This window comes from Streptosporangium sp. NPDC002544, from assembly GCF_040295965.1.
GTDB lineage: Bacteria > Actinomycetota > Actinomycetes > Streptosporangiales > Streptosporangiaceae > Streptosporangium.
On record NZ_JBEOWJ010000072.1, the window covers coordinates 1 to 14,135 of the forward strand.

Genomic DNA, 14,135 nt, shown 5'->3' on the forward strand with positions numbered 1-14,135 from the left:
GCCCTTCGCCTCCCGCCGATCCTACCACGCCCGCGTTTTCGTCGGCCTCCCCCGGTTGCCCTCCCGCCGCTGGCCGAGATGGGCTTCGTGGCTTTGGCCCGGTGCCGATCGGCACCGGGCCATCGCCCGTTCTCCTCCCGGCAGGCCGCCAGGCCGGTGAGCAGGGCGGCTCCGCGACGACCGGGGAAACGATCATGGGGGCACCCCGGCCGGGGCGGCCGATGTCTTCGCCGGGCCGGTGAACACCGGGGACGCGGCGAGCCCGGGTCCCGTGGCCCCCCACGGGCGGCGGCCTCCCAGGTCACCCGGTTCGAGGGGGACGGAGGCCGGCGGGATGGAATGCTCGCGGGCGGGAAGTGGTTATGCCAGCCAAACAGATGTGAACGACAGAAGGAGCCAACGGTGGCCACCATCGAGGTAACCGAGAAGAACTTCAACGACATCGCCGATGAGGGGATCGTCCTGCTGGACTTCTGGGCGGCCTGGTGCGGACCGTGCCGCACCTTCGGGCCGATTTTCGAGAAGTCCTCCGCGAAGCACACGGACATCAAGTTCGGCAAGATCGACACCGAGGCCGAGCAGGCCCTCGCCCAGGGATTCGAGATCACGTCGATCCCGACGATCATGGCCATCCGGGACGGCATCGTCGTCTTCGCCCAGCCGGGCGCGCTGCCCGAGCCCGCTCTGGAGGACCTCATCGGCCAGGTCCGCGCACTCGACATGGACGCGATCCGCGCCGAGCTCGCCAACGAACTCGGTGTCCAGAAGGGCTGACCCGGACCGGGCCTTCGTCCGCTCGGGGATCGCCTCCGCGAACCTGTGAGTCCCTTCGCGGATTCTCGATCGTTCGCGTGGAGTCGGACCTCCTCGCGGCCCGGCCCCTTCAAAGGGGCCCGGGCCGCGAGGGGAGCGGGTGTCAGGCCGAGCGGTAGAGCTCGGCCACCCGGAAGGCCAGGTCGAGCGACTGGCCGCGGTTGAGACGCGGGTCGCAGGCCGTCTCGTAGCGCCGGGCCAGGTCGTCCTCGACGATCTCGGCACCGCCGCCCACGCACTCGGTGACGTCGTCGCCGGTGAACTCGATGTGGACGCCGCCCGGGTGGGTGCCGAGCGCGCGGTGCACCTCGAAGAAGCCCGCCACCTCGTTCAGGACGTCGTCCAGGCGGCGGGTCTTGTGGCCGCTGGGCGCCTCGAAGGTGTTGCCGTGCATGGGGTCGCAGATCCACGCCACCTGGGCGCCGCTCGCGGTCACCTTCTCCACCAGCTCGGGAAGGTGGTCACGGATCTTCGACGCGCCCATCCGGGTGATGAAGGTCAGCCGCCCCGCCTCGTTGTCGGGGTTGAGCTTCTCGATCAGCGCGAGGGCGTCCTCGGCGCTGGTCGTCGGGCCGAGCTTGACGCCGATCGGGTTGCGGATGCTGGCGAAGAACTCGACGTGCGCGCCGTCGAGCTGGCGGGTGCGCTCGCCGATCCAGACCATGTGCGCCGAGACGTCGTACGGCCGGCCGGTCCGCGAGTCGATCCGGGTGAGCGCCTGGTCGTAGTCGAGGATCAGCGCCTCGTGCGAGGAGTAGAACTCCACGGTATGGAACTCCTCGGGCTCCGCCCCGCAGGCGCGCATGAAGGCCAGCGCCTGGTCGATCTCGCGGGCGAGCTGCTCGTAGCGCTTGCCGGCCGGGGACTCGCCCACGAAGTCCTGGTTCCAGGCGTGCACCTGGCGCAGGTCGGCGTAGCCGCCCTTGGTGAAGGCGCGGACCAGGTTGAGCGTCACCGCGGAGGAGTGGTAGGCGCGCAGCAGCCGCCCCGGGTCGGGGATGCGGGAGTCGGCGGTGAAGTCGAAGCCGTTGACCATGTCGCCCCGGTAGGCGGGCAGCTCGACGCCGTCACGGATCTCGGTGTTCTTCGAGCGGGGCTTGGCGAACTGCCCGGCCATGCGGCCGATCTTCACCACGGGGACCTTGGCCGCGTAGGTGAGCACGATCGCCATCTGGAGCAGCGTCTTGAGCTTGTTGCGCACGTCGTCGGCGGTGGCGCCGGCGAAGGTCTCGGCGCAGTCTCCGCCCTGCAGGACGAAGGCCTCGCCCCGTGTCACCGCCGCCAGGTCCGCCTTGAGGTTGTCGCACTCGCCCGCGAAGACGAGGGGCGGGAGTCCCTTCAGCTCGGTGACGACCTTGTCCAGCTCGCCGCGGTCAGGCCACACGGGCTGCTGCGCCGCAGGCAGCTGCCGCCAGGAATCGAGGTTGATGCTCACGACATACCAGGCTATTGCAACCGGCTGTGCGAACGGACCCGATTGTCCACATGGTGAGAAGGTCTTTATGCCTGGTGAGACCCCGAGGGGTCGGCGACGTGTTCGGGCAGGACGCCCAGGCCGATGAAGCGTCTGGCCAGCAGGCCCAGCACGGGAAGGCGGGCGATGTCGCCCGGCAGCCGCACCGGGCGGGTGCGCTCGGTCAGCGCCGGCCGGATCAGCCGGTTCTGGACGACACGCTGGGCGAACTGGGTGATCACGGTGGGCGGGGTGCGCCGCCGCTGGACCCTCGCGAGCAGCGACTCGGGGATCTCGGCCCCGGCGGCGAGCGGTCCGGCCAGCAGGTTCGCGGCGGCGACCGCGTCCTGCACGGCCAGGTTGATGCCGACGCCGAAGACCGGCGACATGGCGTGCGCGGCGTCACCGATGATCAGCAGCCCCGGCCGGTGCCAGCGGCGCAGCCGGTTGAGCGCGACCGACAGCACGCTGACGTCCTCGAAGCCGGACAGCAGCCCTACCCGGTCCGCCAGGAAGGGCAGGAGCCTGGCGACCTGCTCGCGCAGTGCCGCTATCCCCGCCGAGCGCAGTGCCTCGAAGCCGTTCTTGGGGATCACGTAGGCGAGCTGCCAGTAGGTCTCGCGGTTGATCGACACCATCAGGTGGCCCGCCGACACTCGCAGGAACGCCGACTCGGAGTCGGTGGGCTCGCGCGGCAGCCGGAACCAGACCACGTCCATCGGGGCCCCGTGCTCCACGGGGACCAGCCCGGCGGCCTTACGCACGTCGGAGCGGCGGCCGTCGGCGGCCACGGTGAGCGTCGCGCGCAGCTCGTGCTCGCCGGAGGCGTCCCGGTAGCGCACCCCGCGCACCGCGTCGCCTTCGCGGATCACTCCGTGGACCTCGGACCCCATGAGGAGGTGGAAGTTCGGATACCTGGCGGCGGCACTGGTCAGCAGGTCGAGGAACTCCCACTGCGGCACGAAGGCGATGTACTGATATTTGCCTTTAAGTCCTGACAGATCGGCGACCGGCACCGTGGTGTCGTCGGTCTGGAGCTCCAGCCCGTACACCTTGCGGTGAGGGAGCCGGTGAAATTCCTCGGCCAGGCCGAGCTCGTCGAGGACCTGGAGGGTCGACGGATGGATGGTGTCGCCCCTGAAGTCGCGCAGGAAGTCGCCGTGCTTCTCCAGGAGCGTCACCTCGACGCCGGCCCTGGCCAGCAGTAGCGCGAGCATCGCCCCGGCGGGACCGCCCCCGGCGATCACACACGTGTTCCGAGTCATAATTCATCACCCCATGAAATTCTGGCACGGGATGCCGCCGAAGAGAACAGCGGGCGCGCTCTTTTCCTCGCGGGCACGCGGCCGGCCTGGCTGGGCCAAAGTAGGCGTATGACCATTTACCAGACCGAACGCCTCGTCGTTCGCGAGTGGACCCACGACCGCGCCGACCTCGACCGGATCACCGATATCTACACCCGTGACGAGGTCACCCGCTGGCTGCCGCCCCGTGACTTCGAGGCGACGGCGACGGTGGATCGCTGGCACGCCCTGAACCGGAGGGACCGCGGGTTCGGTGTCTGGGCCGTCGAGGTCCGGCAGAGCGGGGTCGCGGCCGGAACCGTTCTGTTCCAGCCGATCGTCGGCGGGGACGGTGAGATCGAGGTGGGCTGGCACCTCCACCCCGACTCGTGGGGGAACGGCTACGCGACCGAGGCCGCCAGGGGTGCGGTGGAACGCGGCTTCGCCTCCGGGATCAAGGAGGTGTACGCCCTCGTCATGCCGGGCAACGACGCCTCCATGGCCGTCTGCCGCAGGCTCGGCATGACCCCGGCCGGACTGACCGGCCGCTTCTACGGCCTCGAGCTGGAGATGTTCCGCCTCGGCGCGCCGGCCGGGGCGCCCTCCGGTCAGCGAATGCCGACGTAGAACCGTGTCCGGTCGCTGCGGTGCAGCGCGTAGTAGGCCTCGAACCGCGTGCCGTCGGGCATCCAGGCGACCGACTCGATGCCGAGCAGTGGCGTCGAGGTGGAGACCTCGAGCAGCGCGGCGTCCTCGCGGTTGGGGAAGGCGGCCTCGATCCACCGGTCGGCGGCGGCGGGCTCGATCCCGTAGCGCCGCCGCAGCAGGTCGTACAGTGACTGGTTCTCCAGCACGGCGCGCTCCAGGCCGGGCACCAGGCGGGCGGGCAGGGCGGTGTCGACGAGCAGCCAGGGCTGCCCGTCGACGCGCCGGAGCCTGCGCAGCCTGACCACCTGTTCCCCGGGTGGGATCCGCAGCAGGGCGGCCTCCCGCTCGTCGGCCTCGCCGAGCGACTGGCGGATGGTCCGGGTGGTCACGCGGCGGCCGGACTCCCGCAGGTCGTCGGCGGAGCCGGACATCGACCCGATGAAGTTCAGTTCGGTCTTGCGTGGCGAGACGAAGGCGCCCCGCCCCTTGATCTTATAGATCAGGCCCTGCTGCACGAGCTCGCGCAGGGCCTCCCTGACGACGGTTCGGGAGACCCCGAACATGTCGGTGAGCTCGGCCTCCGACGGCAGCGGCCGGTCCGCGCCGAACTCACCGCTCTCGATGGTCGCCCGCAGTGCGCGCATCAGCTGCATCCACAGCGGCTCCGTTCCGTCGCGGTCGAGGCGCGGATACGTCATCGTCACGGAAACCTCCTCGGGGGGCGTCCAGGAAAGCATTTCATATGGGCAGACCTGTCATGACAGGACGGTGATCCTGTCGTGACAGGAATCCGGTGGCGCCGAGTGGATTCCCGTCTACCTACCCGCTGAGCAGGAACAAAAGAGGCTCTTGACATCCACGTAACGTGGATTTAGCGTACCTGTCACTACAGGTCTGTAATGACTACGCCGCTACGCCCCCTATGAGCGATGAGTTCACGGCCTCGACTCGCACCGCCTCGGCGGACCTGCCCTCTCTGGAGACCATGATGCGTATCCGTCCCACATCCCGGCACTGGCGTGCGGCCTCGGCGGCGTCACTGACCGCCCTCGCGGTCCTGGCGGCCGGTTGCGGCTCCGGTGACTCCGGTGCCGGCACCTCCGGCGGCGCCGCCGCGGAGACCTCCGGTGAGAAGCCGTTCATCGCCCTGAGCAACGGCTTCATCGGCAACGGCTGGCGCCAGACGATGATCGCCAAATTCGAGGCGGCGGCGGGCCAGGCCCAGGCCGACGGCCTGATCAGCAAGTACAAGGTCGTCAACGCGCCGGGAGAGAACTCCGCGACCGAGCAGGTCGCCCAGATCAAGAGCCTCCTGCTGCAGAAGCCGGACGCCCTGCTCATCGACCCGGCCTCGCCCACCGCGCTCAAGCCGGTCATCCAGCAGGCGTGTTCCGCGGGCGTCACCGTCGTGGTCTTCGACTCCGCGATCGAGTCGGAGTGCGCCTACGTGCTGCAGAACAGCTTCGTCGACTGGGCCACCTACGCGGCCAAGCCGCTGCTGGAAGGCATCGGAGGCAAGGGCAACGTCATCGTCAGCCGGGGTGTCGTCGGCTCGCAGCCCGAGGCCGAGATGCTCGAGACCACCAAGAAGATCCTCGGTGAGTACCCCGGTGTGAAGACCGTCGCGACGGTGAACGGGATGTGTGACGGCGCCACCGCGCAGAAGGCCGTGCTCGGCGTGCTGTCGAGTGTGCCGAAGGTCGACGGCGTCGTCGGCTGTGGCGACGGCTACGGCGTCGCCCAGGCCTTCGCCACGGCGGGCAAGCCGGTTCCCGCGGTGACGTTCGAGACCAACGGCCGCGCGCTGAGCTACTGGAAGGACAACAAGATCGACAACGGTTCGGTGGCCGTCATGTCCGACCCGGGCCAGTCGGTCGCCGCGCTGTGGCAGGCGCTCGACCTGCTGGAGAAGCGGGACATCCCCAAGCACATGACCTTCCCGATCGTCCTGGTCGAGCAGAAGGACCGGGACGCCTGGGCCTCCGTCCTCAAGCCCGACGAGTACGCCGCCTGGCCCTGGACGCGTGAGCTCTTCCGCGAGCAGGTCAAGGCCGTGCAGACCGGTGGAGCGCCGGTGCAGCCGCCGATCCCGACGGCTGCCGGTTAGGCGGGGAAGGCACGGAGGAGGCCGCCTCATGCACGTCGACAACTTCGCCGCCAAGCCGCTCGCGGCTTCGCGGGAGACAGGCGGGGGACCGTCCGAGCAGCAGCCCGTCGTGATCGCGAGGGGCGTGACCAAGACGTACGGGCGCACCCGGGCCCTCACCGGTGTCGACCTTGAGGTACGGGCCGGCGAGGTGCTCGGCCTCGTCGGCCACAACGGAGCCGGCAAGAGCACGCTGATGCGGGTCCTCGCCGGGCTGGAGGCCTGCGACGAGGGCACGGTCACGGTGTGCGGGCGGGACGCCTCGGGCGAGGCCGGGCCACGGGCCGGGGACTTCCGCGGCGTGCGGATGGCCTACCAGGAGACGTCGCTCTGCCCCGACCTCACGGTCGCGGAGAACATCTGGGTCTCCTCACGCCACTGCCTTCCCCGGCTGGGCTGGCGGCGGGCGGCCGGTGACGGCGTACGGCGCAGGCTCGACGAGATGTTCCCCGGCCACGGGGTGGCCCCGGGCGACCGGATCGAGGACCTGTCGCTGGCCCAGCGCCAGATGGTCGAGATCGTCCGGGCCAGCCTGGTCGACCGGCTCGACCTGCTGATCCTCGACGAGCCCACCGAGTCCCTCGGCCCGGACGCCGCGCGCTCGCTGTACGACTACGTCCGCACCCTCACCGCGGGCGGCGTGGCCGTGCTGCTCATCTCGCACCGCATCCGGGAGGTCCTCTCGGTGGCCGACCGCGTCGCCGTGCTGCGCGACGGGGCGGTCATCGCCGAACGGCCCGCGAGCGGACTCGGCGAGCACGACGTACTGACCCTGATGGGGGCCGAGGTCGCCGCGAGGACCGGGAACGAGCGGATCACGGCCGCCGAGGACGCCTCCGGGGATCGGCCGGTGCTGGCGGAGTTGCGCGGCGCCACCGGTCCCGGACTGCGCGACGTCTCCGTACGGGTCGGCGCGGGTGAGGTCGTGGGCCTGGCCGGGCTGGCCGGTCAAGGCCAGCAGGAGGTGCTCGAACGCCTGTGGCACCCGGTGCGGCGTGACACGAAGGTGCGCGGCACCCGGGCGTACGTGCCGGGCGACCGGCAGCGTTCCGGGGTACTGCCGCTGTGGAGCGTGGCGGAGAACCTCGTGGTGACCGCGGCACGCGGTATCGCGCGCCGAGGTCTGCGCCGCCCCGCCGAGGAGCGCGCGGTCGTGCGGAGCTGGGTCGATCGTCTCGCGATCCGAGGCGGCCCGGACGCGGCGATGACCGAGCTCAGCGGCGGAAACCAGCAGAAGGTGATCGTCGCCCGGGCGTTCGCCTCGGCGGCCGACCTCGTCCTGCTCGACGACCCCTTCCGGGGAGTCGACGTGCACACCAAGACCGACCTGTACGGCCTCATCCGCCAGGAGGCGGCCCAGGGCCGGAGCGTCGTCTGGTATTCGAGCGAGAACGCCGAGATGGCCCACTGCGACCGGGTCTACGTCTTCCGGGCCGGCCGGGTGGTCGCCGAGCTGGCCGGGGCGGAGATCTCCGAGGAGAGGATCATCGCCGTCTCGTTCGCCGAGTCCGATGGAGCGCAGAACCATGAGTGAGACTCTCGTGCCGGCCCTGCCGAGCCGGGCGCGGATGCGCCGGACGGCCCCGGCCGTGGTCAGCGCCGTCGCCATGATCGCGATGATCGCCGTCTGCGCGTCGCTGCAGCCGGACGTGCTGAGCGTGGCCGGGCTGTCGCTGGTCCTCTCGGCGACCGTGCCCCTGGTCATCGCGGCCCAGGCCCAGATGACGCTGATGGCGGTCGGTGACATCGACCTCGGCATCGGTACCTTCGTCGGCCTGGTCACCGTGATCACGGCGACCAGGCTGGTGACCTCCCCGCTCGTCGGGGTCCTGATCCTGCTCGGGCTCGTCGCCTCCTACACCGTGCTCGGCGTTCTCATCCACCTGCGCAGGGTGCCGTCGCTCATCGCCACCCTCGGCGCGTCGTTCGTCTGGCTGGGGCTGGGCATGTTCGTCCTGCCGACACCCGGCGGAACGACCCCGGAGTGGCTGGCGGCCTTCGGCATGTGGCAGCCCGCCGGGTTCCCGGCGCCGCTGCTGCCGATCCTCCTCGTCGCCGCGCTGGTCTACCTGCTCAGCGCGCGCAGCACCCTCGGGGTCCGGATGCGCGGCCTGGGCAGCAACCCGGTGGCCCTGGAGCGGGCGGGCCTGCGCCCGCTGGCGTCGCGGGCCATCGCCTACACCGCCGCGGGCGCGCTCGGCGTGCTGTCCGGGCTCGTGCTGGCCTCCCAGACCGGGGGCGGTGACGTCTCGTCGGCCTCCAGCTACACCCTGATGACGGTGGCGGCGGTGATCCTTGGCGGCGGCTCCTTCCACGGCGGCAGCGCCGTGCCCTGGGGAGTGGTGGTCGGCGGCGTGACCCTCGGCCTGGTCAGCGTGGTCCTCAGCCTGCTCGATGTGCCGACCAACATGCAGTCGGCGGTTCAAGGCGTGATCGTCCTGGCCGTGCTCGCCGGACGCGTCCTGGTCGGAAAGGTGCTGCGATGAACATCCGCGCGCTCGTTGCGCGTCCGTGGATCTGGGGTTTCGCCGCCGCGGCGCTCGTCTGGCTGATCATCCTGGCCATCTCAGGTCAGGGGGGCGGCCAGACGGTCTCCCTGGCCCTGTCCCTGGCGCCCTACCTGGTCATCGTGGGACTCGGGCAGATGCTCGTCATCACCGCAGGTCCCGGCAACATCGACGTCTCCGTGGCGCCGATCATCTCCCTCGCCGGATTCGTCTCGGTCCTGGCGGCCTCGTCCACCGGCTCGGCGACGTTGGGAATCCTCGCGGGCGCCGGTGTGGGTCTCGTCATCGCGGCGATCAGCACGGTGGCGATCCTCGGCCTGTCCGTTCCGCCGATCATCGCCACGCTGGCCGCCGGGCTCATCGCCTCCTCGGGCACGCTGTCGCTGGCGAACGGTTTCAGCGCGGTGCCCGATCCGGGACTGCGGAGCCTGCTCAACCTGCGCCCGGCGGGCATCCCCATCCTCGCCGTGGCCATCGCGGTGGTGACCGTCCTGGTCATCGCACTGCTGCGCGGCACGATCTACGGCCGTTCGCTGATCGCGGTGGGGCAGAACCGCCGGGCGGCCGAGCGCGCCGGAATCCCCGTCGCGCGGATCATCGCGGTGACCTACCTGGCCAGCGGCGCGCTGGCCGGCCTGACCGGAGCCCTGCTGGCCGCCTACATCGCGCCCTCCGCGGACCTCGGCACGCGCTACCTGCTCGACTCGGTGGCCGTCGTCGTGATCGGCGGAACGCTCATCTCGGGCGGGCGGGCCGTGCCCGTCGGTGTCTGGGGGGCCGCGCTCTTCTTCATCCTGCTGGACGGCCTGGTCAACCTCGTGGGCTGGAGCAGTGCGGCGCAGAACCTGCTCAAGGGCGGTCTGGTGCTGCTGGTCCTCTTCCTCGCCGGCGGTGGTGACCGCGTCGCCGGCACATCCTCCCGTTTCCGACGGCGGCCGCGACCCGCGGCCGTCACCACCACAACCACTGGAGAGAACACCCATGGCTGACACCGACGGTCTGCTCGACGCCCGCGACTTCGGCGGCGCCGCCTCCGTGACCGGCGGCTTCCACGTCAAGGGCGCACAGGCCCAGGACTGGGGCCTGCAGAACCGGCTCGCGCGCATCTTCAGGGCCGACACCGGCCGGACCGTGATGCTCGCGTTCGACCACGGCTACTTCCTCGGCCCGATGGCCGGCCTTGAGCGCATCGACGTCAACATCGCCCCGCTGGTGCCCAACGCCGATGCGATCATGCTGACCCGGGGCGTGCTGCGCACCAGCATCCCGCCGGCCACCGACGCCGGCATCGTGCTGCGCGCCAGCGGCGGCCCGAGCGTGCTGCGCGACCTCTCCGACGAGCACATCGCCCTGGACATGGAGGACGCGGTACGGCTCAACGCCGCGGCCGTGGCCATCCAGGTCTTCGTCGGCAGCGAGAACGAGTCGCGGTCGATCGCCAACCTCGCCGCGCTGGTGGACGCCGGCCAGCGGCACGGTGTCGCCGTGCTCGGCGTCACCGCCGTCGGCAAGGACATGGTCCGCGACGCCCGCTACTTCCGGCTGGCCACCCGGATCAGCGCGGAGATGGGCGCGCACATCGTCAAGACGTACTACGTCGAGGAGGGCTTCGAGACCGTCACCGCGAGCTGCCCGGTGCCGATCATCGTCGCGGGTGGCAAGAAGCTGCCCGAACTCGACGCCCTGACGATGGCCTACCGGTCGATCCAGGAGGGTGCCGCCGGCGTCGACATGGGCCGCAACATCTTCCAGAGCGAGAACCCCGCCGGCATGCTCGCGGCGATCCGCGCCGTCGTGCACGACGAGGTGAAGCCCGAAGAGGCATACCAGCTCTTCAAGGACCACTCGGCCGCCGGCACCGCGTCCTGACCCCTTCTGGGGCTCGGGCCCCGGCGCGAGACCGCCGGGGCCCGGTCCCGTCATCTCCCGGGAGCTCCCATGTCGCAACAACCAGCCGGATCTGACGACGTCGTCGACCTCGCCGTCATCGGAGCCGGTATCAACGGGCTCGCCATAGCCCGTGACGCCGCCACCCGTGGCCTGCGTGTCGTCGTCGTCGACCGCGCCGACGTGGGTTCGGGAACGTCGAGCACGTCCAGCCGGCTGATCCACGGCGGGCTGAAGTACCTCGAACGCTACGACGTCAACCTCGTGCGGGAGTCGATCCGTGAGCGGCACCTGCTGTTCCGCAACGCCCCGCACCTCGTTCGCGACTACCCCATGCTGATCCCCTCCTACGCGGGTGACAGCAGGCCCGGCCCGCTGATCCGGCTTGGCCTGGCCGCGTTCGACGTCCTGTCGACGGGGCGCAGGCACGGCCGCAGCCGCAGTGTGTCCCTCCGCACGGTGGCCCGCAGGTGGCCCACGCTGTCGAGGCGCGGCCTGCGCGGGGCCTCGCTGTTCCCCGACGCGCAGGTGCCGTGGGCCGAGCGGCTCTGCGTCGAGTTGCTCCTCGACGCCCGGCGGCTCGGCGCGCGGGTGCTCACCCACACCACGGTCACCGGGCTGGTCGTGGAGAACGACCGGATCGCTGGGATACGGGTCGAGGACAACGCCTCCGGTGCGCGAACCGAGATCCGGGCCGCGGTCACGGTGAACGCGGCCGGCCCGTGGATCGACAGGATCCTCGACGGGCAGGTGGCCAGCCGGCGCCTCAACGGCGGCACCAAGGGCAGCCACATCGTCGTCGACGCGTTCCCGGGCGCGCCCGACACCTGCATCTTCTTCGAGGCGGCCGCCGACCATCGGCCGATCTTCGTCCTCCCCTGGGAGGGGCGCTACATGCTGGGCAGCACGGACCTGACCTACGAGGACGATCTCGACGAGGTCGTCGCCAGCGACGAGGAGATCGACTACCTGCTCGCCGAGACCAACCGGATCTTCCCGAACGCCGGCCTCACCCCCGACGACGTGCTCTACAGCGTGGCCGGCGTCCGGCCTCTGCCGTACACCGCCGGGATCTCCGACAACGCCAAGATCAGTCGTGGGCACACGGTGCACAGCCACGCTCCGGCCCACCCGGGGCTGTTCACGGTCATCGGCGGCAAGCTGACGACCCACCGCGCCCTCGCCGAGGACGTCACCGACGCGGTGCTGCGCGCGCTCGGCCGCACTCGCCGGCGCTGCCTCACCCGCTCCCGGGCCTTCCCCGGAGCCGACACCGCCGACTGGCCGACCTTCAGCGCGGACTTCATGCGCTCCTCGCCGCTCACCCCGGCGCAGTCGCGCCGGCTGCTCGACGTCTACGGCGTACGGGCCCGCAGAGTGCTCGAACTCGCTGAGACGGACGACACACTCGCCGAGGTCGTCGACGAGGAGACCGGCGCGCTCGCCGCCGAGGTGGTGATGGCGGTGCGCGAGGAGGGCGCCGTGACGCTGGGGGACATCCTGCTACGACGTACCCTGATTGGACTCGGGCCCGACATGGGCCTGAAGGCGGCCGCGGCCTGCGCCGACATCGCCGTACGTCACCTCGGCTGGGACGAAGGGCGGGCCCGCGCCGAGATCACCGGCTACGAGGCCGAACTGCGGCGCTTCAGGCCGCGGGTTCTGGCCACGTCGGCCACAGCGTCGGCCACCCCGTCGGCCACACTGCGGAGTAGCGACAGGAGGACCTCGTGACAGCCCCGGACACGTGCTATATCGGTGTCGACATCGGCCTGACGGCCTCGAAGGTCGCTGCCTTCGACACCGAGGGGCGGGAACTCGGCGTCGTGCACGCCCGCACCCCCCGCACCAGCGTGACCGCGCACCGTCACGACGTCGACATGCTCGGGCTGGCCGACACGGTCATGGCGCTGCTCGGCGAGCTCACCGGGAAGCTGGCCGCCGACGGATACACCCCGGCGGGCATCGGGGTGGCGGCCCACGGTAACGGACTGTATCCGGTCGACGCCGCCCTGAGGCCGGTCGGGCCCGCCATCGCGTCGTCGGACAGCCGGGCCCAGCGGATCGTGGACGCGATCCCGGAGCGGGAGGCCAGGCGGCTGGCCAGGGAGACCGGCTCCATCCCGTGGGCCGCGCAGCCCGCCGTGCTGCTGCGCTGGCTGCACGACGTCGAGCCGGAGAGCTACCGGGCCACCCGGTGGGCACTGTCCTGCAAGGACTGGGTCACCGCGCAGCTCACCGGTGTGCCGAGCGCCGACTACAGCGACGCCAGCGCCTTCGGCATGGTGGCCCTCGACACCCGCGCCTACACCCCGACGGCGCTGGAGCTGGTGGGGCTGCCGGCGAGCGACCTCGACCGGTTCCCTCCGCTGCGCCAGTCCAGTGACGTGGTCGCCGGGCTGAGCGCCCAGGCCGCGGCACGCACCGGACTCCCCGAGGGACTGCCGGTGATCGCCGGTTGCATGGACTGCGTGGCGGCGACGCTCGGCGCCGGGGGACGCGGCCTCGGAGACGTGACGATCATCGTCGGGACGTGGGCCATCAACGGGGCCGTGGTGCCCGCCCGCACCCCGGCGCCCGAGGTCACCATGAGCGCGCTGATGCCCGACCCGGCCACGATGCTGGCCATGGAGGTCGCGCCGACCTCGGCCGCCAACCTCGAATGGCTGGCGTGCGCGTCGGTGCCGCACGACCAGGTCGGCGGCCTGCTCGCGGCGGACCTGCTCGGGGAGGCGGCCATGGTGCCGCCGGGCGCGGAGGGCCTGCTGTTCCTGCCCTTCGTCAACGGAGCCCCCGAACACCCCGCGGCGTCGGGGACCTTCCTCGGCATCTCCGGCGTGCACCGCCGCGGGCATCTCACCCGCGCGGTCATCGAGGGGGTCGCCCAGTACCACCGGGTCCAGCTCGACCGGGTCCTGGCCAGCGGAGCCGACATCGGGGACCGGCCGTGGCGGCTGGCCGGTGGCGGCGCCCGATCCGAGGTCTGGGCGCAGATCTTCGCCGATGTGCTGGGGCGGCCGGTCCGCCGTCAGCTCACCAGCGAGCTGGGAGCACGCGGCGTCGCCTCGCTGCTGCCCGCCGCGCTCGGCCACGATCTCCAGCCGTGGTCGGTCAGCGACGAGGACGACCTGTGCGTGCTTCCAGGCCCCCACCGGGAGGCGTACCTGCGGCACTCGGAGGTCTTCGACCGGACGCTGGCCGGCATGTCGTCCGCCTGGTCGGAGGTCGATCGGTACCGCACGGCCGGTCCCGCCGACGCCGGGTAAGGCCGGGAGGGCGCCGGGCCGGCCGGTCACGGCCGCCGCCGGGCGCCTGCCGGGAACCCGGGACGCGGGCGCCGGGCCGTGACCAGGCCGGGGTGAGGTGCGGAGCCGTCCGGACGCGGGCGGGGCGGTGGG

12 protein-coding genes are annotated in these 14,135 nt (G+C 71.4%); 9 read left to right on the forward strand and 3 right to left on the reverse strand.

Annotated elements, in window-relative coordinates:
* Window positions 1-402 precede the first annotated feature (402 nt).
* Complete coding sequence (gene trxA, locus ABT061_RS47830; protein ID WP_030908921.1) at window positions 403-774, forward strand: thioredoxin; 372 nt, start codon at window positions 403-405, stop codon at window positions 772-774.
* A gap of 142 nt (window positions 775-916) precedes the next feature.
* Here the strand turns inward: trxA and ABT061_RS47835 are convergent, their stop codons facing one another.
* Together ABT061_RS47835 and ABT061_RS47840 are read right to left on the reverse strand one after the other, a co-directional pair.
* A complete protein-coding gene (locus ABT061_RS47835; protein WP_350930371.1) occupies window positions 917-2,248 on the reverse strand; it encodes a class II 3-deoxy-7-phosphoheptulonate synthase in 1,332 nt (443 codons plus the stop codon).
* 65 nt (window positions 2,249-2,313) lie between these two features.
* A complete protein-coding gene (locus tag ABT061_RS47840; RefSeq protein WP_350930372.1) occupies window positions 2,314-3,531 on the reverse strand; it encodes an FAD-dependent oxidoreductase in 1,218 nt (405 codons plus the stop codon).
* A 108-nt stretch (window positions 3,532-3,639) separates the two neighbouring features.
* On the opposite strand from ABT061_RS47840, the gene ABT061_RS47845 reads away from it, so the two are divergent.
* Window positions 3,640-4,176, forward strand: a complete 537-nt coding sequence (locus ABT061_RS47845; RefSeq protein ID WP_350930373.1) for a GNAT family N-acetyltransferase — start codon at window positions 3,640-3,642, stop codon at window positions 4,174-4,176.
* On the opposite strand, the gene ABT061_RS47850 is transcribed toward ABT061_RS47845, so the two are convergent.
* The gene (locus tag ABT061_RS47850) at window positions 4,158-4,895 is read right to left on the reverse strand and encodes a GntR family transcriptional regulator (RefSeq protein WP_350930381.1); all 738 of its coding nucleotides are present in this window, start codon (window positions 4,893-4,895) and stop codon (window positions 4,158-4,160) included. The genes ABT061_RS47845 and ABT061_RS47850 overlap by 19 nt on opposite strands.
* 224 nt (window positions 4,896-5,119) lie before the next feature.
* On the opposite strand from ABT061_RS47850, the gene ABT061_RS47855 reads away from it, so the two are divergent.
* The 7 genes from ABT061_RS47855 (at window position 5,120) to ABT061_RS47885 (ending at window position 14,003) form a co-directional block, all read left to right on the forward strand.
* Window positions 5,120-6,304, forward strand: coding sequence for an ABC transporter substrate-binding protein (locus tag ABT061_RS47855; RefSeq protein WP_350930374.1), 1,185 nt, complete (start codon window positions 5,120-5,122; stop codon window positions 6,302-6,304).
* A gap of 28 nt (window positions 6,305-6,332) precedes the next feature.
* A complete protein-coding gene (locus ABT061_RS47860) occupies window positions 6,333-7,877 on the forward strand; it encodes a sugar ABC transporter ATP-binding protein (protein ID WP_350930375.1) in 1,545 nt (514 codons plus the stop codon).
* Complete coding sequence (locus ABT061_RS47865; protein ID WP_350930376.1) at window positions 7,870-8,829, forward strand: ABC transporter permease; 960 nt, start codon at window positions 7,870-7,872, stop codon at window positions 8,827-8,829. The genes ABT061_RS47860 and ABT061_RS47865 overlap by 8 nt, the downstream gene beginning before the upstream one ends.
* Window positions 8,826-9,839: an ABC transporter permease gene (locus ABT061_RS47870; protein ID WP_350930377.1), complete on the forward strand. Its 1,014-nt coding sequence runs from the start codon at window positions 8,826-8,828 to the stop codon at window positions 9,837-9,839. The genes ABT061_RS47865 and ABT061_RS47870 overlap by 4 nt, the downstream gene beginning before the upstream one ends.
* Window positions 9,832-10,719, forward strand: coding sequence for a 3-hydroxy-5-phosphonooxypentane-2,4-dione thiolase (lsrF, locus tag ABT061_RS47875; RefSeq protein WP_350930378.1), 888 nt, complete (start codon window positions 9,832-9,834; stop codon window positions 10,717-10,719). Before ABT061_RS47870 ends, lsrF begins: the two co-directional genes overlap by 8 nt.
* A 69-nt stretch (window positions 10,720-10,788) precedes the next feature.
* Window positions 10,789-12,471 (forward strand): glycerol-3-phosphate dehydrogenase/oxidase, encoded by a 1,683-nt coding sequence (locus ABT061_RS47880; protein ID WP_350930379.1) that lies wholly within the window; start codon window positions 10,789-10,791, stop codon window positions 12,469-12,471.
* Complete coding sequence (locus ABT061_RS47885) at window positions 12,468-14,003, forward strand: FGGY-family carbohydrate kinase (protein ID WP_350930380.1); 1,536 nt, start codon at window positions 12,468-12,470, stop codon at window positions 14,001-14,003. Before ABT061_RS47880 ends, ABT061_RS47885 begins: the two co-directional genes overlap by 4 nt.
* The last annotated feature ends 132 nt before the right edge of the window (window positions 14,004-14,135 follow it).